The sequence below is a fragment of the Rhizobium leguminosarum bv. viciae USDA 2370 genome, from assembly GCF_002008365.1.
GTDB lineage: Bacteria > Pseudomonadota > Alphaproteobacteria > Rhizobiales > Rhizobiaceae > Rhizobium > Rhizobium leguminosarum.
Map to the genome: position 1 here is coordinate 15,560 of NZ_MRDL01000045.1, position 26,461 is coordinate 42,020.

Annotated in this window: 23 protein-coding genes and 1 pseudogene; 14 read left to right on the plus strand and 10 right to left on the minus strand. The window is 62.2% G+C overall.

Annotated features, from left to right (window positions below):
- Window positions 1–90: 90 nt before the first annotated feature.
- The 4 genes from BS629_RS21815 to BS629_RS21830 are packed head-to-tail and all read right to left on the minus strand — an operon-like array spanning window position 91 to window position 5,167.
- On the minus strand, window positions 91–1,530 hold the full coding sequence (locus BS629_RS21815) for a coniferyl aldehyde dehydrogenase (RefSeq protein WP_018246050.1): 1,440 nt from the start codon (window positions 1,528–1,530) through the stop codon (window positions 91–93).
- A 21-nt stretch (window positions 1,531–1,551) separates the two neighbouring features.
- Window positions 1,552–2,658, minus strand: a complete 1,107-nt coding sequence (locus BS629_RS21820) for an NAD(P)-dependent alcohol dehydrogenase (protein WP_077988500.1) — start codon at window positions 2,656–2,658, stop codon at window positions 1,552–1,554.
- A 56-nt stretch (window positions 2,659–2,714) separates the two neighbouring features.
- On the minus strand, window positions 2,715–3,539 hold the full coding sequence (locus BS629_RS21825) for a p-hydroxycinnamoyl CoA hydratase/lyase (protein WP_018246052.1): 825 nt from the start codon (window positions 3,537–3,539) through the stop codon (window positions 2,715–2,717).
- 41 nt (window positions 3,540–3,580) lie between these two features.
- Window positions 3,581–5,167 carry an AMP-binding protein gene (locus BS629_RS21830; RefSeq protein ID WP_018246053.1) on the minus strand — a complete coding sequence of 529 codons (1,587 nt, stop codon included), beginning with the start codon at window positions 5,165–5,167 and terminating at the stop codon, window positions 3,581–3,583.
- Between the two features lie 200 nt (window positions 5,168–5,367).
- Between BS629_RS21830 and BS629_RS21835 the strand changes: the two genes are divergently transcribed.
- Both BS629_RS21835 and BS629_RS21840 read left to right on the plus strand, forming a co-directional pair.
- Window positions 5,368–5,853: a MarR family winged helix-turn-helix transcriptional regulator gene (locus tag BS629_RS21835; RefSeq protein WP_018246054.1), complete on the plus strand. Its 486-nt coding sequence runs from the start codon at window positions 5,368–5,370 to the stop codon at window positions 5,851–5,853.
- Between the two features lie 119 nt (window positions 5,854–5,972).
- Window positions 5,973–7,379: an adenylate/guanylate cyclase domain-containing protein gene (locus BS629_RS21840; protein WP_018246055.1), complete on the plus strand. Its 1,407-nt coding sequence runs from the start codon at window positions 5,973–5,975 to the stop codon at window positions 7,377–7,379.
- Window positions 7,380–7,828: 449 nt separating this feature from the next.
- Here the strand turns inward: BS629_RS21840 and BS629_RS21850 are convergent, their stop codons facing one another.
- Together BS629_RS21850 and BS629_RS21855 are read right to left on the minus strand one after the other, a co-directional pair.
- Window positions 7,829–9,532: an adenylate/guanylate cyclase domain-containing protein gene (locus tag BS629_RS21850; protein WP_018246057.1), complete on the minus strand. Its 1,704-nt coding sequence runs from the start codon at window positions 9,530–9,532 to the stop codon at window positions 7,829–7,831.
- Between the two features lie 241 nt (window positions 9,533–9,773).
- Window positions 9,774–10,673: a helix-turn-helix transcriptional regulator gene (locus tag BS629_RS21855; RefSeq protein ID WP_018246058.1), complete on the minus strand. Its 900-nt coding sequence runs from the start codon at window positions 10,671–10,673 to the stop codon at window positions 9,774–9,776.
- 247 nt (window positions 10,674–10,920) lie between these two features.
- Between BS629_RS21855 and BS629_RS21860 the strand changes: the two genes are divergently transcribed.
- The 12 genes and pseudogenes from BS629_RS21860 (at window position 10,921) to BS629_RS21920 (ending at window position 21,773) form a co-directional block, all read left to right on the plus strand.
- A complete protein-coding gene (locus BS629_RS21860; RefSeq protein ID WP_026188727.1) occupies window positions 10,921–12,384 on the plus strand; it encodes an aldehyde dehydrogenase in 1,464 nt (487 codons plus the stop codon).
- Between the two features lie 69 nt (window positions 12,385–12,453).
- A complete protein-coding gene (locus tag BS629_RS21865; RefSeq protein ID WP_018246060.1) occupies window positions 12,454–13,773 on the plus strand; it encodes an ABC transporter substrate-binding protein in 1,320 nt (439 codons plus the stop codon).
- Complete coding sequence (locus tag BS629_RS21870; RefSeq protein WP_032981278.1) at window positions 13,766–14,533, plus strand: ABC transporter ATP-binding protein; 768 nt, start codon at window positions 13,766–13,768, stop codon at window positions 14,531–14,533. Before BS629_RS21865 ends, BS629_RS21870 begins: the two co-directional genes overlap by 8 nt.
- Window positions 14,530–15,258, plus strand: a complete 729-nt coding sequence (locus BS629_RS21875) for an ABC transporter ATP-binding protein (protein WP_018246062.1) — start codon at window positions 14,530–14,532, stop codon at window positions 15,256–15,258. The genes BS629_RS21870 and BS629_RS21875 overlap by 4 nt, the downstream gene beginning before the upstream one ends.
- The gene (locus tag BS629_RS21880) at window positions 15,255–16,169 is read left to right on the plus strand and encodes a branched-chain amino acid ABC transporter permease (RefSeq protein ID WP_018246063.1); all 915 of its coding nucleotides are present in this window, start codon (window positions 15,255–15,257) and stop codon (window positions 16,167–16,169) included. The genes BS629_RS21875 and BS629_RS21880 overlap by 4 nt, the downstream gene beginning before the upstream one ends.
- On the plus strand, window positions 16,166–17,203 hold the full coding sequence (locus BS629_RS21885; protein ID WP_018517497.1) for a branched-chain amino acid ABC transporter permease: 1,038 nt from the start codon (window positions 16,166–16,168) through the stop codon (window positions 17,201–17,203). The genes BS629_RS21880 and BS629_RS21885 overlap by 4 nt, the downstream gene beginning before the upstream one ends.
- 39 nt (window positions 17,204–17,242) lie before the next feature.
- A complete protein-coding gene (locus tag BS629_RS21890; RefSeq protein ID WP_026188728.1) occupies window positions 17,243–18,028 on the plus strand; it encodes a coniferyl-alcohol dehydrogenase in 786 nt (261 codons plus the stop codon).
- Between the two features lie 23 nt (window positions 18,029–18,051).
- Window positions 18,052–19,497 (plus strand): aldehyde dehydrogenase, encoded by a 1,446-nt coding sequence (locus BS629_RS21895; protein WP_018246066.1) that lies wholly within the window; start codon window positions 18,052–18,054, stop codon window positions 19,495–19,497.
- Between the two features lie 395 nt (window positions 19,498–19,892).
- A pseudogene (locus BS629_RS21905) lies at window positions 19,893–20,006 on the plus strand (DUF488 family protein); the annotation flags it as partial.
- A 151-nt stretch (window positions 20,007–20,157) separates the two neighbouring features.
- A complete protein-coding gene (locus BS629_RS21910; protein WP_026188729.1) occupies window positions 20,158–20,679 on the plus strand; it encodes a DUF4142 domain-containing protein in 522 nt (173 codons plus the stop codon).
- Between the two features lie 8 nt (window positions 20,680–20,687).
- Complete coding sequence (locus tag BS629_RS21915) at window positions 20,688–21,014, plus strand: cupredoxin domain-containing protein (RefSeq protein WP_018246068.1); 327 nt, start codon at window positions 20,688–20,690, stop codon at window positions 21,012–21,014.
- A gap of 45 nt (window positions 21,015–21,059) precedes the next feature.
- Window positions 21,060–21,773: an RNA polymerase sigma factor gene (locus BS629_RS21920; protein ID WP_018246069.1), complete on the plus strand. Its 714-nt coding sequence runs from the start codon at window positions 21,060–21,062 to the stop codon at window positions 21,771–21,773.
- Between the two features lie 59 nt (window positions 21,774–21,832).
- On the opposite strand, the gene BS629_RS21925 is transcribed toward BS629_RS21920, so the two are convergent.
- The 4 genes from BS629_RS21925 to BS629_RS21940 are packed head-to-tail and all read right to left on the minus strand — an operon-like array spanning window position 21,833 to window position 26,402.
- A complete protein-coding gene (locus BS629_RS21925) occupies window positions 21,833–22,516 on the minus strand; it encodes a response regulator transcription factor (RefSeq protein WP_018246070.1) in 684 nt (227 codons plus the stop codon).
- Window positions 22,517–22,555: 39 nt separating this feature from the next.
- Window positions 22,556–23,332, minus strand: coding sequence for a 3-oxoacyl-ACP reductase FabG (gene fabG / locus BS629_RS21930; RefSeq protein ID WP_018246071.1), 777 nt, complete (start codon window positions 23,330–23,332; stop codon window positions 22,556–22,558).
- Window positions 23,329–25,038, minus strand: a complete 1,710-nt coding sequence (locus BS629_RS21935) for an acetolactate synthase catalytic subunit (RefSeq protein WP_018246072.1) — start codon at window positions 25,036–25,038, stop codon at window positions 23,329–23,331. The genes fabG and BS629_RS21935 overlap by 4 nt, the downstream gene beginning before the upstream one ends.
- A 2-nt stretch (window positions 25,039–25,040) precedes the next feature.
- Window positions 25,041–26,402 (minus strand): aspartate aminotransferase family protein, encoded by a 1,362-nt coding sequence (locus BS629_RS21940; RefSeq protein WP_077988501.1) that lies wholly within the window; start codon window positions 26,400–26,402, stop codon window positions 25,041–25,043.
- Window positions 26,403–26,461: the final 59 nt, after the last annotated feature.

The window sequence follows — 26,461 nt, forward strand, 5'->3', positions numbered from 1 at the left end:
TCCTTGAGGTGAAAGCAGTCGCGAACCCACAGCGCCCGCGTCATGCCGTCAGCAGCCGAGGCTGCCGACGGCATCGCCGCCACTTCTCTTCTACTTGCAGATCGCCGCCGCCAAGAAGCCGCGCATCGCCTCGCCATAAGGCGGCCGCATCATGTATTCCGCTTCGACCATCCTGCTCTGATGATAGACGGCGCGCGGGTGCGAGAAGGCGAGGAAGCCGAACTTCCCATGATAGGCTCCCATGCCCGAATGGCCGACGCCGCCGAAGGGCAGGCCTTCCGCCGTGACGTGGCTCATGCAGTCGTTGACCGTCACCCCGCCGGAGGTCGTGTTGTCGAGGACGCGGCGTTCCTCTTGCTGATCCTGGCTGAAGTAGTAGAGAGCGAGCGGGCGCGGCCTGGCATTGATACGGTCGATGACGTCGGCGATATCGCGATAGGGAAGGACCGGCAGCACGGGTCCGAAGATTTCCTCCTGCAGCACGCGCATGTCTTCTGTGGGATCGAGGATCAGCGTCGGAGGTATACGGTGGGCCGATTGCTGGGAGAAATTCTCTGCCGCCGGGTTGATCTCGACGACACGAGCACCCTTGGCCCTGGCATCGTCGATCAGGCCCTGGACGCGGGCGAGATGGCGGGCATTGACGATCGAGGTGTAATCAGGATTTTCCTTCAGTGTCGGATACATCGCGCCGACTGCCGCGACCGCGTGTCCGGCAAAGGCCTCGACGCTTTCCTCGGGCACATAGACATAGTCCGGCGCAAGGCAGATCTGGCCGGCGTTCAGCGTCTTGAAGGTCATGACGCGCCGCGCCGCGTCTGCGAGATCGGCCGCGCGGCCGACGATGACGGGTGATTTTCCGCCGAGCTCAAGCGTCAGCGGTGTCAGGTTTTCCGCCGCCGCGCGCATGACATGATGGGCGATCGCAGTTCCGCCGGTGAAGATCAGATGGTCGAAGGCAAGTGATGTAAAGGCCGTGCCCGTCGCCGGCCCGCCCTGAACGACTGATATTTCCGTTTCGTCGAAAGAGCCGGCGATGAGTTCCGCCATGAAGGCTGATGAAGCCGGCGTCACCTCCGACGGCTTGATCATGGCGCGGTTGCCGGCGGCAAGAATGCCGGCGAGCGGCGCAAGGGCGAGCTGATAGGGGAAATTCCAGGGGCTCAGGATCCCGACAACCCCTTTCGGCTGATAGACCACTTCTGCCACCGCATCCGGGAACAATGCCTCGTGCTGCTCGGGCTTCAGCCATTCGGCCAGATGGGCCTTGGCATATTTGAGCGAACCGACGCAGGTGAAGACGTCGAGAAGCAGGCTCGCCTCGACGCTGCGGCTGCCGAAATCCTCCGACAGGGCCGCGGCAATCGCATCCTTATGGTCGACGAGAAGGGCGATGACGCGGTCGATGCGATCGATGCGGGTCTCAATGCTTGGCGGCCCTTCCCTCAGGAAAGACGCCCTTTGCCGGTCAAGCAGCGCCTTCATCGCATCGGGACTGGTATCGGTGGCGATTGGGGTGACGGTGTTCATTGTTTCCTCCCTCGAACGGTGTCAGACGGCCGGCTGGCGCACGACCGGTTTCAGCACGATGCCCTTTTCCGAATCCTCCACCGCCTGGTTGATGTCGGCAAAATCATAGAAGGTGACGAGCCTGTCGAAGGGAAAGCGGCCCTGCCGATGCAGGTCGATCAACAACGGGATCAGCACGTCCGGATTGGAATCGCCCTCGACGATGCCGCGGACCCGGCGCCCGCCGGACAGGATATGGGTGAGTTCGAGCGTCAGCGTCGCGCCATGGGGCGAGGCCCCGACGATGCCGCAGGTGCCGCGCGGCGCCAGCACACGCACGCACTGGTCGATGACCGCAGGCACGCCGGAGGCATCGATCGAATAATCGACGCCGGCGCCGGTTAGCGCCATGATCGCGGCAACCGCGTCGCTCGCCCTGCCGTTGACGATATCAGTCGCGCCGAGCTCCGCTGCAAGCGCCAGCCGCGTCTCGTTGACATCGACGGCGATGATCCGTGAAGCACCGACGATCCGCGCCGCCATTACCGCGGCAAGACCGACGGAGCCCATGCCGAACACCGCGAGCACTTTTCCCGGTTCGATCTTGAGCGCGTTCATCACCGCGCCGGCGCCGGTCTGGATGCCGCAGGCGAGCGGCCCGAGCAGTGCCAGATCCGCATCCTCAGGCACTTTCACGATATTGCGTTCATGGCACAGGGCGTGGCTGGCGAAGGAGGATTGCCCGAAAATATTGCCGTGAACCCGCTCTCCCTCGCATGAGAGCCCGCTCGAACCGTCAGCGCGCGCACCGAAGAAATTGCGCGGGAAGAATTCGTGGCAATAGGTCTCCTCGTGATCGTTGCAGCTCGGGCAATGACCGCAGGAATTGAAGGTCATGACCACGTGATCACCGGGCTTGACCTTGGCAACGCCCCGCCCGACACGCTCGACGATGCCGGCGCCTTCATGGCCGAGCACGACCGGCTGCGGCACCGGCAAGTGCTGGTCACGCATGACGATATCGGTGTGGCAAACCCCTGTTGCCACGACGCGAACCAGGATTTCACCCTCACGCGGCTCCTCCAAATCGAGCCTTTCCAGCGAAAACGGCGTATGGGGCGCACGCGCCACCGCGGCATGAATTTTCATTGCTTTCCTCCTCCCGATGATCGGCTCGTGAACGGCCCGGCATGCCAGGCCCGTCCTCAGCGGCCGCGCTTGTAGGCGCCGAGCCCCGGCTGATAGGTCTTGTCGTCGAGGAACTGCTTCAGCCCCTCGTCGCGCCCCTTGGTCTTGTCGAGAAACAGCATCTGCTCCAGCTTGGCGTAGATGTAATCGTCGGCGAGATCCCATGGCAGGTTGCGCACCCGCTTGTAGGTGTCCTTGGCGGCCTTCAGCGTCACCGGGTTCTTTTCGAGCAGGCTGGCGCAGATCTTGCGGACCCGGATTTCCAACTCCGCCAGCGGCACCGCCTCGTTGACGAGACCCATTTCGGCGGCCTTGCGCCCGCCGAACAGTTCGCCGGTCATGATGTAATAGAGAGCGTCGCGATGGCGCATCACTTCGGCGACCGCACGGGTGACGTTGCCGCCCGGCAGAATGCCCCAGTTGATCTCGGAGAGGCCGAAATTTGCCTCCTCGGCGGCGATGGCGAGATCGCAGGAAACCAGCGGCGTGAAGGCGCCGCCGAAGCACCAGCCGTTGACCATGGCGATCGTCGGCTTTTCGAAATACATCAGCCGGCCCCACCAGTTGCCGGACTGGCGCCGCGCCTTCAGCGTGACGTCACGCGGCTTGTCGTCATTGTCGCGGAAATATTCCTTCAGATCCATGCCGGCCGACCAGGATTCGCCGGCGCCGCGCAGGACGAGGACGCCGCAGCGCTCGTCGCCCTCGAGCTCGTCGAGCACCTCGAGCATCCTAATATTCAGGGCCGGATTCATCGCATTGCGCTTTTCCGGACGATTGAGGGTCACGAAGGCGATGCCGCCATCGAATTCGACCAGAACCGGCGATTTGTCTTCAGTCATAGGGTCACTCCATTGGTTTCGGCGTGAATGCCGGGGCCGCTTCACAGGGGCTGTCGTTGAAGGGTTTCGTCGGAATGGAACTGGCGCAGGACATGTTTCTGCACCTTGCCGGAGGCGGTTCGGGGAATGGCCTCGACGAAGAGGATGCGCGCCGGACGCTTGAAGGCGGCGAGCCTAGCCGCGCAATGGCCGGCGATCTCATCGCCCGTTGCCACGGCACCCGGCCGCAGCACGATATAGGCGAGGCCGCATTCGCCCCATCGGATATCGGGAATGCCGACGACCGCGGCGTCGAGGATATCGGGATGACTTGCGAGTGCCGCTTCGACCTCGGCGGGATAAACATTCTCGCCGCCGCTGATGTACATGTCCTTCAGCCGGTCGACGATGCGATAGAAGCCGTTCGCTTCGCGTCGGCCGAGATCACCGGTGCGGTACCAGCCGTCGGCGAAGGCGGCAGCGGTTTCCTGAGGCTTGTTCCAGTAGCCCGGCGTCACCGCCGGCCCGCGCAGCCAGAGTTCGCCGATCTCGCCTTCGTCAACCTCGCGGCCGTCCTCGCCGACGATACGAATGTCGAGCAATGGCGCGGGAAGACCGACGCTGCCGGGATTATCCTGCACGGCGCGCCGGTCGATCGGTATATGCAGCACCGTTCCCGCCTCGCTCATGCCGTAACCGTTGACCAGCGCAACGCCGTCATCGAGATAGCTTTCGATCAGCGCCTGCGTCAGCGGTGCACCGCCGACGAAGAGCGCATGCAGGCCGGCGAGCGCCGCGGCGCTATAGGCAGGGTCGTTGCGCAAGGCGAGCACGATCTGCGGCACGGCGAAATAATGGGTGATGGCACGCTGCCGGTCGGCAAGGGCTGCGAGTGTGCGCGCCGGCGTGAAGCGATCGGAGACGACGAGTGTGCCGCCCAGCATCAATGTGGTTCGTGCGACGGCGATCAGACCGATCGTGTGGAAGAAAGGCAGGTCGCATAGGGCGACGGATCTCGGCCCGATCTCGCCGACCACGGAAAAATTGATGGCGGCGAAAAAGGCGTTGCGGCGGGTGATGACGACGCCTTTCGGCTGTCCCGTCGTGCCCGAGGTGTAAAGAAGGACGCAGGGTCCATCGGCATCGGCGGGCACGGGAGCGGCCGGAAGGCTCGCCTCGATCACCGCGGCGAGACCGGCCGAACCGTCTGCCGTCGATATCACCGCCATCTCGGGATCGGCGTTCGCAACGCTGGCCACCGTTGCCGCGAACTCCTCGTCATGAACGAGCAGAGCCGGCGCGCAATCGGCAAGGATCGGCCGAAGCTCGGCGGCGTTGAGGCGCCAGTTGAGTGGCACGTAGATGGCGCCGGCACGCTGGCAGGCAAAGGCAAGCACGATCGAATCCATCGAGTTGCGCGCCAGCATGGCGACACGCGCCCCATCGCGGCGCACTCCGAGCACATCGCTCAGGAAGCCGGCGCAGCAGGCGATCCGCGCATCGAGCTCGGCATAGGTGAGCTGCCTGTCGGTAGCGATTTCGAACAGAGCCGGACGGTCCGGTGCGACGCCGGCGCGGTAAAGGATCGGATCATCCGTCACCAGCCCGCAATCCGCCGACGAAGCCATCCCGGAAAAGGAATGCGCCATTTTCTCCTCCCATGCCTACCGCTCCCCGCAACAGGCATCAATTTTGTATGTAACACATACTAATATCTTTTCCCCGCGATGCAAGAGGCTGTTTGAGGCAAATCCGATCGATCGAATGGCGCGGGGAAATCCGCACTACGGATATTGACTAACCTGCTGATTTTGATGGTTATGGCGCCTGGACGAGGCGAGAACGAACGATGGCGATAAAATCACCGCAGGACGATTTCGAGGGCGAAGATGCGCCCGCGACGCCAGGCCTCGACGTCGGCCGGCTGGGCGATCTCTTGGGGTTTCATCTACGCATGGCGCATGTCGCAATCTATCGCGACTTCGCCGAAACCATGGAGGAGCTGGCGCTGACGCAGAAGCAGCTGGCGGTGATAGAACTCGTCGCCGGCAATCCGGGCGCATCGCAGATCGACCTTGCCAACACGCTCGGCACCGACCGGGCAACGATGATGGCCCTCGTCAACCGGCTGACGGCCCGCAACCTGATCGAGCGCCGTCCCTCCGCGGCGGACCGCCGGCGCCAGGAGCTTCATCTGACGAAGGCCGGACGCGCGATGCTCGCGCGGGCGCGTGCGCTGATCGACAAGCACGAGCGGCGTTTCACCGACCTGTTTTCGCGCGACGAACTGGATGCGCTGCTGGTGGCGCTGAAGCGAATATACAAGGGGAAATGAACCCGCTTCGCTGGGCAGCAGGCAGCTCCAAGCCTATAGATTTCTATTGGGAAGTTCCCGTGTTATGATCCCGATCCTGGCGTCGTCCGCCGTGGGTTCTGCACACGGAGACTTGTCTAATGAGCGAAGTGGACGTCCTTTTTGCCTCCCTGCGACAGGCGGCTGACCCGCCGACGGTTGAGTGCATCGAGAAGGTCGTCACGCATGGCTCGGATCGCGAGCTTAATCGCATCAATGCGCTCGCTTTCGCCGATAAGCACCATCTCGATCAAGAGAAAACCATCGCCGCGTTTCTCCATGCAGCCCGCATAGGCGCGTTCGAGATGACCTGGAATGTCCTTTGCCCAGGATGCGGCGGCGTCCTCGACAGCGGCGCAACCCTCAAAACCGTCGTCCACGAGACGTACCATTGCGCGCTCTGCGCAGCCGGATACGAGCCGACCCTCGACGAGATGGTCGAGGTCACGTTCACGGTCAGTCCGCGCGTGCGCAGGATTGCCGCTCACGATCCCGATCGGTTGCCGCCGCTCGAGTACTATCGCCAGATCTTCTTCAGCTCCGGAGTGGACCTGCCTGACGATCTCGAAGCGAGGTTTTCGCGCATCCAGCTGGAGATGATCGAGTTGGCTCCGGGCGAGAAGGCCTTCGTCTCCCTGCAACTGCCGGCGCAGTTCGTCATCATCTTCGATCCGGTGACACACTCGGCGCAGTTCATCGACGTGCAGGGTGAGCCCACCGACGAACGGCAAACCCTCTCGATGATCATCAGTCGGACGCATGCGCTGAACGAAACGCTGACCCTGCGCCCGGGCTCACTGCGGCTCACCCTCGAGAACCACACCGACCGCAGAGTGGTGCCGAACGTCTGCATCGCAGGAGACGAACTGCACGACCTCTTGGGCCGCAGGCGGCCTTTCCTGACAGCCAAGCGTCTGCTGACGAACCAGAGCTTCCGCGACATCTATCGGACCGACACACTCGACGTCGACCAGCGCCTCAAGATCACCAGCCTGACTTTCCTCTTCACTGACTTGAGGGGCTCGACCGCTCTCTATGAGCGCGTCGGAGATCTTGCCGCTTTCGATCTAGTGCGAGCGCATTTCCGGGTTCTTCATGAGATCGTCGCCACAGAGGCCGGAGCGGTCGTGAAGACTATAGGCGATGCCGTAATGGCGACCTTCCCGAGCCCGGACCGTGCGGTAGCGGCCGCACTCAAGATGCGGGAGGCGATGCTTCGCTTAAATGCCGAACACGGCAGCGACGACCTTCTGCTGAAGATCGGCATCCACGAGGGCCCATGCCTCGCAGTCAACCTCAACGACCGGCAGGACTACTTCGGCCAGACGGTGAATATCGCCTCCCGCGTCCAGGGCCTTGCCGATCCCAATGTCATCATGACGACGGAGGCGATCGTCGAGGATGCCCAAGTTTCAGAGATCCTGCGTGACAGCGGCATCTCATCGGCCTCCCGGATGGCGGAGCTTCAGGGCATCGGGAGAGAGGTGAGGATTTTTGCGCTGTCGTGAGTTTGGTCTTCGTGGTCAAATTAACTTCAGCAGTTTCCGGTAACGGTCGGCCCTAAGTGGACTTTTTTCGTTGTCGAAGGACACGGCTGCTTTGCGCCTAATTTTGCCGTTGAAACAGACCTTGCACCTGCCGGAAAGCAGCCATTGTCTAGTTTCAAGGTAACGGCATCTTTGCGCCGCCGATAGCGGAAGCAGGCGTCGTGGCCTTCATGTCTCGGCGAAGCTGCTTAAATGTTTTGCAAAGCATCCTGTCTTCATTCTGGGCTACGGGCTCATCGCCACCACGATGCAAGGCGGTTCAGCGGAAAAGTCATGTAAGACTGGGGCTGATTGACGCGTTTTGTGAAGCGTCTGAAGAAGCTTGGCACTGCGATCGAGACCGCCGTTCTCGCGCAGCGCATATCCGTCGATCAAGTCCTCGAACGCGTCGGAATTGTCCCCACCCGCTGTCACATCTCTGGCAGGCCGGCCTTTCGGAAGCCGTCAACAAAGTGGTCTCGTACAGATGCATCGCGCAGCGGCTGGGAGCTGAGCCAATGCCCAATCGTGAAATGAGGGTGGGCGATCAGGAACAATTCTGCTTCTCGCAGCGCCTCCTCATGGTGGCCCAACTGTGCAAGCGTAGCGGCCAGGAATTTGCGTGAGTTGGTACGATACGTGTCTTCCCTGCGGAGTGTAGCGGCTGCCGCCTCATAGTCACGCGCGGCGTATTGCGCTTGCCCAAGATGACAAAGATACCAGCACGCTGGATAGGGATTGAGCCGCAGAGCTTTTTCGATCTGCGCAAGTCCGTCGGCAACCCTGCCGTCCAGCACTGATACGTCCGACATGGCGGCCCAGGTGTCGGCGTGGTTGGGGTCCAGCTCCAGGGCCTTGGCGAAGGCGGCCTCCGATTCCTCCCATCGCCGCTCATAAGCCAAAATGGTCCCCAGAACGTAACGGCAGCCGGCATCGTTGGGATCCAGGTCGACCGCCTTCTGCGCGGACGTCACCGCCATCCGACGGTTGGGATCTTCGGGCTCGCCGAAATGAGTCCAGGCAAGCCAACGATTATAGGCGAGCAGACCAAGCGCCTCGGCATATGATGGCTCGAGCTTGACCGCGCGTTGGAGCAGCATATAGGCCTCACGCTCAGTTTGCGGCGACTCTTCCGTCAGGAGGCGGGCGCGCACACACAGGTCGTACGCCTCAAAGTTCTTCGGCCGATTGCGCTGCGGCGGGATGGTCAGTCGGCCGACGAGGGCTTCAACAATCTTGGCGTTAACTTCATCCTGTAATTCGAAAACATCTTCCACCGTCCTGTCAAACCGGTCGGCCCACAAGTGCCGGCCGCCAAGCGCGTCGACCAATTGGGCATTGATGCGGACACGGCCCATTGCGCGTCTGGCGCTCCCCTCCAGGACGTAGCGGACGCCGAGTTCCTGGGCGACCAGCCGTACGTTGACCGGCTTGCCCTTGTAGCCGTACACGGAATTGCGCGCGATGACGAACAGGCCAGCCGTTCGGGAAAGGTCAGTGATCAGGTCTTCGGTCAAGCCGTCGACGAAAGGCGCGTCCGCTTCATTCCCACTCATATTCGTGAACGGCAATACAGCGATCGAGGGCATTTCGGGCAGCGGCAATATGCTCTGCAGCGCATCCGGCCAATGCCACACGTGGACTGGGCGAGTCAGGTTCTTCAGGTAGCGTTCGCCTGCATCGAAGAACCGGTCGCCGATCTTGCCGACGATCTCGCCGTGAACGCTGGCTGAAATGCAGATACCTCCCGGCGCGGCCTGCGTCTCGAGGCGCGCCGCGACATTGACCCCGTCGCCGAGGACGTCTGAACCGTCGTCAATGACATCACCCAGATTGACGCCGACACGCAAAAGCAGGCGCCGGTCGGAGGTCTCAACAGCGGTGGTGGCCCGTTGCATTTCCAACGCTGCTGCGACCGCTTCCACCGCGCTACTGAATTCGATCAGGAAGCCGTCGCCCACAACCTTGAAGATGCGGCCGTTGTGGCGCATCACAGCCGGCTCGATAACGCCAGAACGGAGTTTCCTGAGGTTCGCCAGCGTTGCGCCTTCATCAGCCTCCATCAGGCGTGTATATCCCACCACATCGGCAACGACGATGGCGGCAAGGCGACGCTGAATAGATTGATCCGTCATGTGAGGACAAGCCTAATGACCAGATTAGCAAGTTATTGTTCAACCGCAGGTGAGTCAACAAATCGTAAGAGGTAATATCCAGGCGATCTCCACCTTCCGGCCCCAAATCTGTCATGCCTTCACGCCGGGGCAACGACCGCTTCTTGGCGCATCGCAGGCCTACGCCGGCTTGGAGTTCCGCATCAGCATGATCTCCGATCCAAGTCTGGCAAATTCCAGCCTTGACCAAATGAGCCCGAGCCTAAGGCCAATCGGCGTAACCTGAGGACAGCATGCTGTTTTCCGAGCCGGCCGACGCGCGGGCGATCTCGCGGTAGCCGGCGGGTGAAAGGCCGGTCTTGCGTTTGAAGAAATGGCTGAAATAGGTCGGGTCGCGAAAGCCGAGGCTGTCGGAGATTTCCTGGATATTGCGGGCCGAACGCTCCAATCTCAGCTTTGCCTCCTGCACAACGCGCTCGTGCAAGAGCTGGATCGGCGAGCGGCCGAGCGCCCTTTGGCAGATGGAATGCAGCCGGTCGGCCGTGACGCCCAGCTCTGCGGCATAATCGCTGATCGGCCGGTGCCGGCGGAAGCCGGCCTCGACCAGCTGCCGGTATCTCTGCAGGATCGATCCGGTTTCGCCCTGCCCGCGCTGCTCGCTTCTCTCACCATCGGAACCGCGCCACAGCGCCATCAGAATGAGCCTGATATAGGCGGATGCGACCATCCAGGAGGAGCGGGTGGGATCGCCCAATTCCCGCACGAAGCCCGAAATCAGCGGACTGATTTCGGCCACAGCTGAGGGATCCAATGCCTCGACCAGCTTGCGCTGCTCGGTGAAGATGCGCAGCGAATAGGATTCCACCTTGTCGCCGATCGCATCGACCATGATCTGCGGCGAAGCTCCGACCAGATGGGCCGCGGTTCCGGCTGATATCGACAGGTCGCATCGCGCCTGCGGAGGCAGGAAGGCAAGCAGCGGCCCGTGTAGCGGCCGATGGTCGCCATTGTCGAAATGAAGCTCCCCGCTTCCCTCGCCGAGCAGAAGGAAATGATGGAAATCGGCATAGAGTCCTTTTTGAAAACGGATACGCCGGTGCGACAGCGACGGCCCGTGCCACTCGCCCCTGGCATAGTGATGAATCCCTCCGTCCGTTGCCAAGCTTCTCCTCCACTCCCCAAGTCAAACAATGCTGTAATCGCCGGATAATTACAATATTAACCCAATAAATCGCTTTCCATCCGCGCCAGATCGGCGTAACCTTTTCTCATCAGCCTTTGGGAGGAGGCTCTTCAACAGATGCAGGAACCGTCAGGCGACCCTCGTGGCGCCGCGTCCGCTCGTTTTCTCCCATGGCAACAACGCAAACCGGCATGTGGCGCCAGTACGTGGCGCCAATGCCTGGCAAATGGATGGAACAGTGTTCGCGGCAAAGCTGATGATCAACAACGAGGCGATGGATGCTTCCGAAGGGGCCACCTTCGAACGCATCGATCCGCTGACCGGCGACGTCGCAACGATCGCTTCGGCAGGATCCGTTGGCGACATGACAAGGGCAGCCAATGCGGCCGCGGCCGCTTTTCCGGACTGGTCCCAGATCGGCCCGGGCGAACGGCGCAGGCTCCTGAATGCCGCAGCCGATATCCTCGAGGCCCGCACGCCCGAACTCATTGCCGCCATGACTGGAGAAACTGGCGCCACCGCGCAATGGGCGGCGATCAATTGCGGCCTTGGCGCGGATATTCTTCGCGAGGCGGCGGCGATGACCACGCAAATATCAGGCGAGCTCATTCCTTCAGGCATTCCGGGAAGCCTCGCCATGGCGGTCCGCCAGCCGGCAGGCGTCTGCGTCGGCATTGCCCCCTGGAATGCACCTATCATCCTCGGCACCCGCGCCGTTGCCATGCCGCTTGCCTGCGGCAACACGGTTATCCTGAAAGCCTCCGAACTCTGCCCGAAGACCCATGGCCTGATCGGCGACATCCTCTGTGACGCCGGTTTCCCGCGCGGCGTCGTCAATGTCGTTTCCAATGCGCCGAGCGATGCCGCCGCCGTCGTCGACGCGCTGATCGCCCATCCGGCCGTGCGCCGCATCAATTTCACCGGCTCCACCCGTGTCGGCAGGATCATCGCCGAATCCGCGGCAAGGCATCTCAAGCGCTGCCTGCTTGAGCTCGGCGGCAAGGCGCCGTTCATCGTCCTTGCCGACGCCGATATCGATGAGGCCGTGAGTGCTGCCGCCTTCGGCGCCTTCATGAACCAGGGCCAGATCTGCATGTCGACCGAACGGATCATCCTCATGGACGAGATCGCCGACGGCTTCGTTGGCAAATTCCGAACGAAGGCCGCAACCCTTGTCGCCGGCAATCCCAAGGACGGCAACACGCCGCTCGGCACGCTGATCAACACTGAGGCCGTCCGGCGTGTCAGGTCGCTCGTCGATGATGCCCTGCAGAAGGGCGCGGTTCTCGTCTGCGGCGGCCAGGCCAACGGCACGCTGATGGACGCAACCGTCATCGATCACGTGACGCCTGCCATGCGCATCTACCGCGAGGAGAGCTTTGGACCGGTGGCGGCGATCATCCGGGTCGGTAGCGTCGACGAGGCTGTGACGGTTGCCAACGACAACGAATATGGGCTGTCGGCGGCCGTTTTCAGCGCCGACGTCAATACAGCACTTGCCGTTGCCATGCGGCTCGAATCCGGCATCTGCCACATCAACGAAGCCACAGTTTCCGACGAGCCGCAAATGCCCTTCGGCGGCGTCAAATCAAGCGGCTACGGCCGCTTCGGCGGCAAGGCCGCGATCGATGAATTCACCGAGCTCAGATGGATCACCATGGCCTCGGGAAAACGGCACTACCCGATCTGAATTGAGATCGGTCGGGATGAACACTGGGAACGGGCTGGGAGGCCCGCATCAAGAGGGAGGAATGAATTCATGAACGGCATTTTCCGCAGCGGAAAATTCAACGCGGCATCGCTGAGCCGCCGCTCTTTCATCGCATCGACCGTGGCGGGCGGTGCAGCGCTGGCGCTTTCCCGCCGCACGGCCTTCGCTCAGAGCGGCGATACGCTGAAGGTCGGCTTCATCAGTCCGCGCACCGGCCCTCTCGGCGGCTTCGGCGAGACGGACGGTTATGTGCTCGAACTGGCGCGCAAGGCGCTGGCGAACGGCCTGCAGGCGGGCGGCAAGACCTGGAAGGTTGATATTCTCGACCAGGATACTCAGTCTGACCCTTCACGCGCAGGCCAGTTGGCAAAGGACCTGATCAACAACCAGGCGATCGACCTGATGCTCGCCGTCTCGACGCCCGAAACCATCAACCCGGTGGCCGACGCCTGCGAAGCGGCCGGTATTCCCTGCCTCTCGACGGTCATGCCCTGGGAAGCCTGGTATTTCGGCCGCGGCGCCAAGCCGGGCGCGCCGTCGCCCTTCAAATGGACCTATCATTTCGGCTTCGGCGTCGAAGAGTTCCACAAGGCCTATGTGTCGCAGTGGAACCTGATCGAGACCAACAAGAAGGTCGGCGTCATGTATCCCAACGACGCCGACGGCAATGCGATCCGCACCCATCTGGCGCCGGCGCTTGCCAAGGCGGGCTTCACCATCGTCGATCCGGGAGCCTATGAAACCGGAACCACCGACTTTACCGCGCAAATCGCTCTCTTCAGGCAGGAGGGCGTGGAGATCTTCAATTCGTTCCCGATACCGCCTGACTTCGCCGCCTTCTGGCGCCAGGCTGCGCAGCAGGGCCTTACCCAGCAGATCAAGATCTGCCAGATCGCCAAGACGGGCCTGTTTCCCTCCGACATCGAGGCGCTCGGCGACCTCGGCCTGAACATCGGCAGCGCCGCCTATTGGCACAAGGCCTTCCCCTACAAATCCACGCTGACAGGCGTATCCGGAACCGAACTCGCCGACGGCTATGAGACGGCCAGCGGCAAGCAGTGGACGCAGCAGCTCGGCGCCAGCCTTGCGCTTCTCGACGCCGGCTTCGATGCACTGAAGGCCAGCACGGACGTCAAAAGCAAGGAGGCCGTCGCCGAGGCGATCAGCACGCTGAAGACCACCACGATCGCCGGCAAGGTCGATTTCACCAGCGGCCCCGTCGCCAACGTCTCTCCCGGACCGATCATCGGCACGCAATGGGTGAAAGCGGCGGAGGGCTCGAAATTCGCGCTCGACTACGTCGTCACCGAAAATGCCACCGACCCCAATGTCCCGGTCGGCGCCAAGCTTACCGCTTACAATGGATAACCAAGTGCAGCGACAGGAAGCGCAAAGGCGGCCGGGGGGAGCCTTTCTCTCGGCCAAGGGGATCCACAAGCGGTTCGGCGCGCTTGTGGTGCTGGAGAATCTGGATTTTTCCATGGGCGATGGCGAGGCGGTCGGCATTGTCGGGCCGAACGGCGCGGGCAAGACGACCCTGCTCAACGTGCTCGCCGGCGCCTTCCCGCCGAATGAGGGAAGCATTACCTTCGACGGCGCCAACGTCACGAGCCGGACGGCGGCGGAACGCTGCCGCTCCGGGCTCGTCCGGACCCATCAGATTCCCAAGCCTTTCAGCGGCATGACGACCTTCGAAAATGTCTTCGTCGCCGCATCGCACGGCAGTGCCGCAAGCCGCGACGAGGCCTATGAGCGTGTGGTGGATTCACTTTCCCTTTGCGGCATGCTCGGGGTGGCTAACCGCCCTGCCGACACGCTCGGTCTGCTGGATCGCAAACGCCTGGAGCTTGCTCGTGCGCTTGCCACGCAACCGAGGTTATTGCTGCTCGACGAGATCGGCGGCGGCCTGACCGATGGCGAGGCGAGCGAGCTCGTCGAAACCATCCTCGAATTGCGCCGCCGCGGCATCGGCATCGTCTGGATCGAACATATCGTTCACATCCTCCTGCAGGTGGCGGAGCGACTGATCTGCATGGATGCCGGCAGGATCATCGCCGATGGCGAACCGAAAATGGTCATGAGCAATGCGGAGGTGGTCAAGGCCTATCTCGGAGGAACACCCGCATGAGCCTTCTCTCCATCCGCGACCTCGACGTTCGCCACGGCCTGCTCCAGGCAGTGCGCGGGGTCAGTTTCGATATTGGCAAGGGCGAGGTGCTGGCGCTGGTCGGCGCGAACGGCGCGGGCAAGACGACGCTGCTCAGATCGATCGCCGGCGCCCATCTGCCATCCTCCGGCAGCATCCTTCTTAACGACGAAGATCTGGCCGCCGTCCCGTCCCACAAGCGGATCGCCAAGGGCATCGCTCTGGTGCCGGAAGGCCGGCGCCTGTTTTCACAGATGACGGTGGAGGAAAACCTGCTTCTCGGAAAGACCTCCGGCCGCAAGGGCGATTGGGACATCGATCGTGTCCTCGACGCCTTTCCGAACCTGAAACCCCGCCGTCACGCCAAAACCGGACACCTCTCGGGCGGGGAACAGCAGGCGACCGCCATCGGCCGGGCGCTGATGAGCAATCCCGATATTCTTCTCCTGGACGAGGTCTCGCTCGGACTTTCGCCTCTGGTCGTCGATCGCGTCTATGCCCAGTTGCAGTCACTGCTCACGTCGGGGACGACCATCGTGCTCGTCGAGCAGGATCTCGCCCGCGCCATGAGCGTGGCGAGCCGTGTCATCTGCATGCTGGAAGGACGCATCGTCCTCGACAGGCCGGCGGCGGCCGTCACGCGCGAGCACGTCACCCAGGCCTATTTCGGATTGCACCGGGCAGCCGGCGAAAGGAGCGCATCGTGATCAACACCCTGCTCCAGGGCATCCTGCTCGGCGGCTACTACGCCGTCATCGCCTGCGGACTGTCCTTCATGTTCTCGGTGATGCGGATCATCAATCTTGCGCATGGCAGCCTGGCGGTCGCAGCCGCTTACGGACTGTGGCTGCTCGCCGCCAAATTCGGCATTCCGCCCTTCGCCGGCCTGCTGATCGTGCTGCCGGTCATGGCGGCCGTCGGCTGGCTGTTACAGCGCTTCATCCTGGAACGAAGCGCCCGCGGCGGCACGCTGCTGCCGATCCTGACGACCTTCGGCCTGTCGATCGTCATCGACAACCTGCTGTTCGAGCAGTTCGGCGCCGACACCCGCTCGCTCGCACCGTTCATCGGCAACCTGTCCTATGCATCCTGGCAGCTTCCGGGCCACATCTTCGTCGGCAAGCTTGCCGTCCTGATGATGGTGACGGCGATGCTCATTCTCGGCGGGCTGCAGTTCTTCCTGAGCCGCTTTGCGCTTGGTCGCGCGATCCGCGCCACGGCCGAGGATCCCGATACGGCCGGGCTGGTCGGCATCGATGCCCGCAGGGTAAACGCCGTCGCCACGGCGATCACCATGGTCACGGTCGGGATCGCCGGTGCTTTTCTCGGGATGCGGGCAACCTTCAGCCCCTATGCCGGCGGCCCACAGCTTCTCTTCGCCTTCGAGGCGGCCGTCATTGGAGGAGCGGGATCACTATGGGGGACGCTTGCCGGCGGCATCGTTCTCGGTCTTGCCCAATCGCTCGGCGCGCAATTGCATCCGCAAGGCTTCCTGATCGGCGGCCATGCCGTGTTCCTGCTGGTGCTTTTCGTCAGGCTGTCCCGGTTCGGCATGCCGGTTCTCGATAAATTTGGCGCCTCTCTCAAACTGCGCACCCGTCTCCGGAGCCCGACATGAGCCCCAACGCGACCCTTGCCTCCACCGGAATATCGATAGAGCGCTGGACGAAATCGTCGCGGGTGGCGCTTGGCTGCATGGCCGCGGTGCTCGCCCTGCTGATGTTTGCCCCCGCCGTGCTCGGCGCCGGTGCGATCGACCGGATGACAGCCCTGTTCATCTACGTGATCCTTGCCGCCATGTGGAATGCGCTTGCCGGTTTCGGTGGGCTCGTCTCGGTCGGCCAGCAGGTGTTCTTCGGCCTCGGCGCCTATTTCACCATCCGGCTGGCCGATGCGGGGCTCAATCCCTTCGTCGCGCTGTTTGCCGCCGCGGTCGTGACCGGCGTCCTGTCAATCCCGCTTTCGCTGTTCATGCTGCGCCTGAAGGGCGGCGAGTTCGCGATCGGCATGTGGGTCATAGCCGAACTTGCCCATCTGCTCGTCAATCTCGACCGGCTGATCCAGGGGGAAACGGGAACCTCGCTGATTTCGCTCAATGTCTATGACGGCAACATGCGGCGGGCAACGATCTACTGGCTCGCCTTGATAGCCATGGCCGCCCTGCTCGGCGCTCTCTTCCTCCTGATGCGCAGCCGCGCCGGTGCCGCCATGCAGGCGATCCGCGACAATGAGGAGGCGGCAACCTCGCTCGGCGTGCGCGTGATCGCCACCAATCGGCTGCTCTTCGTGCTCGCCGCCTTCGGCATCGCGGTCGCCGGAGGCCTGTGGCTGGCGACCGCCACCACCTTCCAGCCGAAGACCTATTTCAGCGTCCAATGGACGGCCTACATGATCTTCATGGTGCTGGTCGGCGGGATCGGCAAGTTCGAAGGCGCGATCCTTGGCGCCATCCTGTTCTTCGTGATCGAGACCTTCTTCGGCGCAGCCGGCGTCTGGTACCTGATCGGCCTCGGCGCCACCGCCGTGATTTTCTCGCTCTACCTGCCGCGCGGCCTTTGGGGCGAAATCGAGCGCCGTTTCGATTTTCAACTTCTGCCCGTCGGCTATCGGCTGAAATTGCCCGGTCCGCATAAAATCCAATGGGAAGAATGAGCCGGCTTGCGTCCGGATCTCTTGCGAAAGGTGACGTTCATGCTTTTTGGTAAAACGATCCTGGTGACCGGCGTGGCTTCCGGCATCGGCGCCCGCACGGCGGAACTGGCCGGCCAGATGGGCGCCGAGGTCATTGGCGTCGATGTCCGCGAGCCTGCCAGTGGAAGTGCCGCCTTCATCAAGGGTGATCTGTCCACCGCATCAGGCGTTGCCGACATCGTTGCGCAGCTTCCGGTGCGCCTCGACGCGCTCGCCAATGTCGCCGGCCTTTCCGGCAGCACCGGCGTCGTCTCGACGCTCGCCGTCAATTTCTACGGGCTTCGCGCCCTCTCCGAAACCGTGGCACCCCGCCTGCGCGAAGGCGGCGCCATCGTCAACGTCGCCTCGATCGCCGGCTACGGCTGGCGCGCCAATCTCGAGCGGGCAAAGTCGCTCGCCGGCATAGACGGCTTTCCCGAGGTGGCGGCGATTGTCGCCGAGCACGGCCTCAAGGACGAGGAAGCCTACCCGCTCTCCAAGGAACTGCTGCTGCTCTGGACCATGCGCGCCGCCCATCAGCCGCTGTTCAAAAACCGTGGCATCCGCGTCAATGCCGTCAGCCCCGGGCCGGTGGAAACGCCGATCCTCAAGCAGTTCCGTGCCGTGCTCGGCGACGCCAGGGTCGATAGCGACATCACCCGCGTCGGCCGCGCCGGCACCTCCGCCGATATCGCACCCGCCGTGCTCTTCCTCTGCTCGGATGGTGCGCGCTGGATCAACGGCACCAACATTGCCGTCGACGGCGGCCTCGAAGCTTCCATCAACGCCGAAGTTCTCGGCTTCTAGTTCTTGTCCCCAGGAGATCTCCGATGAATATTTCCCTCCTCATAAATGGCGCCGACCGCGCAGCCTCCGGCGGCCGGACCTTTGATCGCATCGATCCCTTCACCGAGAAGCTCGCAAGCCGCGCCGCAGCGGCAAGCCTGGACGATGTTGCCGCGGCCGTTAATGCCGCCTCCGCTGCCTTTGGCGCCTGGTCGAAGACCGGCCCCGGCCAGCGCCGCGCCATCCTGATGAAGGCTGCCGACATCATGGATTCCAAAGTGGGCGAGTTTACCCAGTTGATGATCGAGGAGACGGGCGCTACCGCGCCCTGGGCCGGTTTCAATGTCATGCTCGCCGCCAACATCCTGCGCGAGGCCGGCGCCATGACGACGCAAATCACCGGCGAAATCATCCCTTCCGACAAACCCGGCACGCTCGCCATGGGCGTTCGCCAGGCCGTCGGCGTCTGCCTGGCAATTGCCCCCTGGAACGCGCCCGTCATCCTCGCCACCCGCGCCATCGCCATGCCGATCGCCTGCGGCAACACCGTCGTCCTCAAGGCATCCGAACAATGCCCCGGCACGCACCGGCTGATTGCCACAGTGCTGACCGAAGCAGGCCTGCCGGCCGGCGTCATCAACGTTCTCACCAACGCGCCGGAAGATGCGCCCGAGATCGTCACCGCGCTGATTGCCCATCCGGCCGTCAGGCGCGTGAACTTCACCGGGTCGACCAAGGTCGGCAAGATCATCGCCGAGACCTGCGGCAAACATCTCACGCCCGCCCTTCTTGAACTGGGCGGCAAGGCGCCGCTTGTTATCCTCGACGACGCCGATATCGACGGTGCCGTCAATGCCGCCATTTTCGGCGCCTTCATGCATCAGGGCCAGATCTGCATGTCGACGGAGCGGATCATCGTCGACGAGACCATCGCCGATCAGTTCGTCGCCAAACTGGCCGCCCGCGCCAGCCAGCTCCCGGCCGGCGATCCGCGTGGCCACGTCGTTCTCGGTTCGCTGATCAGCCTCGACGCCGCGAAAAAAATGGAAGAGCTGATCGCCGATGCGACGGCCAAGGGTGCAAAGCTCGTGGCCGGCGGCAAGCGCTCGGGCACCGTGGTCGAGGCGACGCTGCTCGATCATGTCACGCCCGAGATGCGCGTCTATGCGGAAGAATCCTTCGGCCCGGTCAAGCCGATCATTCGTGTTGCCGGCGAGGAAGAAGCCATCCGCATCGCCAACGACACCGAATACGGCCTGTCCTCCGCCGTCTTCAGCCGGAATGTCCAGCGGGCAATGACGGTTGCAGCGCGGATCGAATCCGGCATCTGCCACATTAACGGCCCGACCGTGCACGACGAGGCGCAAATGCCCTTCGGCGGCGTCAAGGGCAGCGGCTACGGCCGCTTCGGCGGCAAAGCGGCAATCGCCGAATTCACCGACCTGCGCTGGATCACGGTTGAGGACTCCGCCCAGCATTATCCCTTCTGAGCGGCGGGCAAATTCCGCTACGGATGGCAATCAGCTCCCGAGGCATCATCGCGCCACGCCGGCTTCACGTTTGTGGCGCGATCAGACTTAGACCGGCGACATGCGCCGATGCCCCGCGTCGACCTTTCAGATCGAGAAACCGTCCAGGGCGTCAGCAAGCTTCAGCCAAAGATCATGGGGAGGCGAGGGAATTGGCCGCGAATCTTCGTCAGAGATCCGAACTCCGAAGGCACTCCCCTTCGATCGCTATCCACAAAGTGTTATCAGACACACTGTCGAGACCGATGATCTGTGTCTTGCCGTCCAGCTTTCCGCTCGTGAGCAGTCTCACACGAGAACCTTCGAGCACATAGAGGCCGTGCAAGGTTCCTAAATGAGTCCTCCCTTGGAAGCTGCTGGAGGAGCTGAAACGCCAGATCGGACAAGCGGACACGACGCTTCTCTACGCTGCGAAAGACGTGGACCACAATCACGCTATCGTGCTTCAGCGCTTCATCGGCAAAGACTGACGCGTCGGTGACCGACGTCGATGACACACGCCCTTTCCGTGTCCGAAATTTCCGGGAACCTTTTCGACGAACCTGCATCCAATGTTCGCTTCCGAAGGCGCACCACCGTTGCCGCCGGAAGGCATCGGTCACGACACAAGGGAGACAGATCATGTTGAAGCGAATTCTCGGCGCCACTCTGATGGCAGCCTCACTCGGCACGGCTTCGATCGCCGCCGATGCCAAGCCGACCGATCCTCAGATCGCCCACATCGCCTACACAGCGGGACAGATCGATGTCACCGCGGCAGAACAGGCGTTGAAGAAGAGCAAGAATGCCGAAGTCATTGCATTCGCCAAAACCATGGAGCGCGACCACAAGGCCGTCAACGATCAGGCGCTCGCTCTCGTCAAGATGCTGAAGGTGACACCCGAAGACAACCCCGTCAGCCAGTCCTTGTCGACACAAGCAGCTAAGGAACTGACGACGCTGGAGGCGCTCGACGGCGCGGCGTTCGACAAGGCCTATGTCGAAAACGAAGTCGCCTATCACAAGTCGGTCAACGACGCGCTTGCCAACATCTTGATCCCGTCGGCTGGGAATAAAGAGCTCAAGTCGCTGCTGGAAACGGGCCTGACCCTGTTCAAGGAGCACCAGATGCATGCCGAGCATCTGGCTTCGAAGACCAAATAGACATGGCAATGGGCTTGCTGATGAAATCCCTACGGCTCCCGCTGCTCTTTGCACTACTTTGGGCAGGCAACGGGGTTGCCTCGGCGGCGGACTATCAGATCACCATCACCGGCATGAAATTCAGCTCGCCGCCTCCCGAGCTGCATGTGGGCGATGTGATCGTCTGGAGAAACGATGATATATTCCGGCACACGGCAACCGCTCGCGACAAGAGCTTCGATATCGACCTGCCGCCGACATCGGAAGCCCGCATGACGGTCGCCCAAGCGGGAGCGATTGATTTTTATTGTCGTTTTCATCCCGCTATGACGGGCAAGCTGGACGTCCGGCCATAGGCCGGGCTCCAATCGAAAGATGCGCGAGCGGGCGGAGAATTCCCCATGATAGCCATTCCGATTCCGGCCGAGCGACACCGGCAGCAGATGTCGATACTGTCCGACGCCGATCTCGTGCCCTTGGCAAAAGCAGGCGACGAGCCCGCCATCCGCACCATAGTTCAGCGTCACAATCAGCGCCTGTTCCGGACGGCGCGCGCCGTCATCCGTAACGATGCGGAGGCGGAAGATGTCGTCCAGGCCGCTTACATCAAGGCATTCACTAATCTGGCGACGTTCCGGGGCGAGGCGCAACTTTCGACATGGCTGACCCGCATTACGCTCAACGAGGCGCTGGGTCGCGTGCGGGCCCGAAAGAACACCACCGGGCTCGAGGAAATCGATATGCAGACGATGGCGCCAGGTGGCGAAGTGTTACAGTTTCCCTCCTCCCTGTCAGCAACCAATCCGGAAACCGAGCTCGCCAGGAGCCAGGCGCGGCATCTCCTCGAGAATGCGGTCGACGAACTCCCGGATGATTTTCGCGCCGTGTTCGTGCTCCGGGATGTCGAGGGCATGAGCACAGACGAGGCCGCGTCTTACCTCGGCATAAGACCCGAAACCGCCAAGACCCGGCTGCACCGGGCGCGCAAGATGATGCGCCATTCGATCGAAAAGCAGCTCTCCGGCGCATTCTCGGCCCTGTTCCCGTTCGATGGCGCCCGTTGCGCTTTCATGGCCGACCGCGTCATCGCTGCCCTTCGTCACAAGACGTTATGATGTCTCGCAATATCAGCGGGCAGCTTGCCACGCACGCCTGCCATGGTAGTCGCGGGGCGCTAAAACATGCGGAGGTTAATCGTGGTATCGAGCGCGTAACCCGCGCCATAGACAGTGCGAATCCTCAGATTGCGGAGTCCTGCAAACGCTTTTCGCAGCCGGCCAATGTGCACGTCAACGGTCCGGCTTTCTACAGCGTGCGGAACTGGCCAAACGGCCTCGATGAGTTGCTTGCGGGTACTGATCTGCCCTTGCCTTTCGATTAGGAATTTAAGGATTCTCATTTCAATAGGCGCAAGCGCTACAATCTTGCCTGAAACCACGACTGCGTGCGGCCCGAAGACAATCTCGGCGGCGGAAGCGCAATTTGGCAGAGTCGAAACCGCCGGCCGAGGGCTTATGTCGTGCAGAAAGGCGAGAAGCTTTGCAGGCGACAGAGGACGCGTGATGCCTTCGTCGAGGCCCGCCTTGATCAATTGCAGGTGCTGCGTGCGCATATCCTCGCCGATGAGTGCACCCACGGAAAGCCCCGAGCCCTTCAAGAGCGCACACAGGGGCGCAACGTCACTCGGCCAACCTGCACAATCCAGTACGACGGCGGAAAGCTCTATTGATGTGCAGGCGTCCACCACATCGTCGTCACTTGCAGCAAGACGAGCCTCAAAGCCTTCACTACGCAGAATATGCGCGAGGAGCAGATAAAGCTCGGCGTCCTGTGAGCAGACCAGAATGACCGGGGTCATGTCTATCGCCTCTTCTGTCGGTTGACGATGCGGCAAGCCCTAACTCGTTGCGAACTCGCCGCCATTGACATCTATGATGGCTCCGTTGACGAACTGTGCATCCTCCGATGCCAGAAACGCGATCACCGCGGCGACGTCGTCCGGTGCACCGAGCCGCCCCGCCGGAATACGGGCGAGCGCGTCGATGTTGGTCTTGCTTTGCGGGGAGCCTGTGAGTGGCGTCAGGATGCGACCTGGCGCCACGACATTCGATGTTATGCCGTAGGAGCCATATTGAGAGACCAGCACGCGGGATAATCCTGAAAGTGCGGCTTTGGACGTCGCGTAGCTCGCGCCGGCGATCCGCGGTATCGTCCGGCCGGCAAGAGATCCAACGAATATGACCCGTCCAAAACCGCTTTCCTTCATGGCGGGCAGAGCGGCTCGGCAGCACAACATCGTCCCTGTCAGGTTGACGGCGAGCACGTCGTTCCACTCTTCAAGGGTAAGGTCGGCGACGTGAAGAGGGCCGTCAGGACTTTTCGGCGAAATCCCCGCGTTGCAAACGAGGATCCCAGGTGCGCCTAGGACACGGGTGACTTCGCCGAAAAAGGAATTGATCGCCGCCGGTTCGCGGAGATCGACCTTTCTCGTAAGCGAGCGCTCTGGCCCGAAAGCCTCGGCAAGCGCAGAGCCCGCGGCCATGACGCTTGCTTCACCATGGCTGAAGACCGCAACCCGATGACCGGCCCTGAGAAGTCGAAACGCAGTGGCAAGACCGATCCCAGTCGTGCCACCGCTGATGACCGCAACATGCGAACTGCCACCAGGGCTCATGCCGCTTGATCCATTCCAGTAAACAGCGAAAGGGGCGGATGGGCGGCGGCCTCTGTTATTACCTCAATCAGCAAGGGCCCGTCTCCAGAGAGACCGCGCTCAAGGTATTGAGAAAGGTTGGCGGGATCCGAGATGCGTACTGCTGGGCAGCCGCAAGCTTCCGCAATTCGCCGATGATCGACGTCCGCGAAACTGCAGGCAGTCGTGAAGCTGCCGAACTTGACAGTTTCCGCATCACGTTGGAAGCCAAGGATACCGTTGTTCAACACGATGATGAGTACCGGAAGCTTGCTCCGCACCATGGTCTCCAACTCCGCCCAGCTATGCGCGAAACCGCCGTCCCCGACGATGACAACGACCGGCTTGTCGGGCTTTGCCACTTTCGCGCCGAGCGCAAGTGGCAGGCCCCACCCAAGTCCGGCAAGGCCCCGCGGCGATAGGAAGCGCATGCCGGCCGAAAGGGCTCGGAGCTGGCCCGCGACCCACATCGAGGAATAGCTCGCATCGGCAACAACGGTCGTCTCTGCCGTCAATACTTGTTGCAGGTCGGACATGACTCGCTCGGGACGGATCGGACTGTTCTCCGAACGGGCAATAGATCGTCGCTCCATGTCAAACGCGCGCCAGAAACCCGCAATCCGAGCCGTCAACTTGTCGCGCTGCGATGCGCGGTAAGAGAGATCGCGTCGGGCAAGCGCGCGGCGAAGCGCGCTGATAGTTTCGGCCGCATCGCCTGCTAATCTGACCGCTTCGTAGGTACGTCCGATTTCGGTGGGATCGACATCGATGTGGATGACTGACGCGGACCGGGGAATTTGGCGCCAACTGTCAGTGCCATTCTGATTGGTTCGCGTCCCCACCAGAATGACGAGATCGGCTTCTTCGACGAGGGCAAGCGCGTGCTGTCCAAGCGATCTCGGCCCGACGAGAGCACCGAGAACGCCAGCTGACAGCGGGTGGTATTCGTCGACCGCGCCTTTTCCCATATTGGTCGTCAGGACGGCAAGCGAGGCTTCGTCCTGTAGCGCCGAAAGCTCGCCGGCGGCATGGCTTGCATGGACGCCTCCTCCGGCGATGACGATGGGCGCCTGGGCTGCGGCGATCATCGAGGCTGCGTGCTCGATGTCGCTATCGCGTGGACGCAACCGATCGAGTGGCCAGTGGCCAAGCACAGCCTCACGACGAAACAGCGAAGGGGAGATCTGCTCACGCAAGAGGTCGGCGGGGAGCAGGAGAGCTGCCGGTCCCGGCCGGCCCGAGGCGGCTGCCGTGAAAGCAGCATCGACATAGTCGTCGATCCGCTCAGCAACGAGCACCTTGCGCACCCACTTCGTGCATGATTGGAACAGGGTGAGATGATCGAGTTCCTGGAATGCATTGCGATCAGCCTGATCTCGTTCCACATCCTGAACGAGAGCAACGACCGGAACGCTAGCCTTCAGCGCTTCGGCCAGCGGCGGAACGAGAAGCGTTGCCGCAGGTCCGTTCTGCGCTGCTACAACGCCGACCTTGCCTGACAGCCGCGCATACCCGTCGGCCATGGTCCCGCCCATGTTTTCCTGACGGTAGGCGATTTGACGTATGCCGATTGCTTCGGCCGCAAGGATAACCGCCGAAGGCAGACTCTGAGCAAAGATATGGGTGACGTCGTGCCTCTTCAGGGAAAGAGCGATCCGCTCGGCGACGGTTAGATGATCAGTTGCCATGGTCACATGCCTGCTTCGGTTGAAGTTGCTTCGAGGATTGAAAGGAAGTCTGCGAAGGCTGAGACGACCGCATCACCGTCCGCAGTTGTCATTGCCGTCGAAAGGCACGCCGCAGCGCCATTGGGAAGCAGGATGCCGCAACTGAGGAAATGCCTGGAGAGCCGCCCCATCAACTCGGCCTCTTCCGGGGCGAGATACGCCTCGCGGAAGTCCGTTGGCTGCTTTCCTTTCGGATGGATACGAAACAAGGATGCCGCCCCCGTCACGCTGAAGGCTGCCCCGTGGCGCGCGATTTCCTTTCGAAGTCCAGCCCGGATTCTATCGCCAAGGCTCTCGAGTGCAGCGAAAGCGCCATCCGTCATCGCCTCCATGGCAACCCGGCCCGCAACCATCGATACGGGATTTGCCGAAAACGTGCCGCCTTGCGGCAGCAGCGGCTTGCCGCTGTCGCTTGCGAACACCCGCATCACGTCCTTGCGCCCGCCGATCGCCCCGACGGGAAAACCTCCGCCGATGATTTTGCCGGCGGCGACCAAATCGGGGTGGAGACCATAGCGGGCCGACGCCCCAACATATGACTGCCGCAGATTAAGGACCTCATCGGCCACGATGAGAATCCCGTATTGCTTCGCGATCGCCTCGACAGCGGCAAAAAAGCTTGGCTCAGGCGCTATCAGCCCGGCGCGGCTTGGCATCGGGTCGATCAAGATACAAGCCAGTGAAGGGGCAGCCGAAGCAATTCGGCGCTCTAGATCCGCGATGTCATTGAAGCGGATAACCGTTACCTCGTCCCTTACCGAACGGGGCATTCCGCGATAGGCCGGTACGGCCTGAGACACCGAGGGATCGTTCCATATAGCCGGCGACACCGCCTGCCCCGTTTCCGCCCAGTCGTAAGCGCCGTGATAGGCGCCTTCAATCCGTGCGATGCCGGGCCGGCAAGTGAAGGCGCGAGCGGCCTTGATCGCAAACATCACAGCCTCGGTCCCGCTGCTGACAAAGCGAATATGTTCGATAGCCGGAATGCGCTCGATCAACAGCTCGGCCAGCGTGATTTCGTGCTCGGTCGGGTTAGAGAAACATGTGCCGCGATGAAGAAGATCTGCAACCGCGTCGGCAACTGGAAGAAAACCATGGCCGTGAATCAGCGTCGTGAAATTATTGTTTAGGTCGAGTAGGCGATTGCCGTCGACGTCGATGAGATAGGCCCCCTCCCCGCGCGAAATGTAGAGCGGGCTGGGCTCATGATCGACGGTGACGCGCGTGATCCCGGTTGGAAACACGCGGCGACCCTTTTTGAAGAAATGTTCGGACCTCGACCGGGGAAATCCCCGGCCGTCGCGCAAGATACAAGGGTGAAACATTCGATCTTCTCCGGCAAATGGGTCACGGCGCGACCCTTCATAATTTTGTTATTACAAAA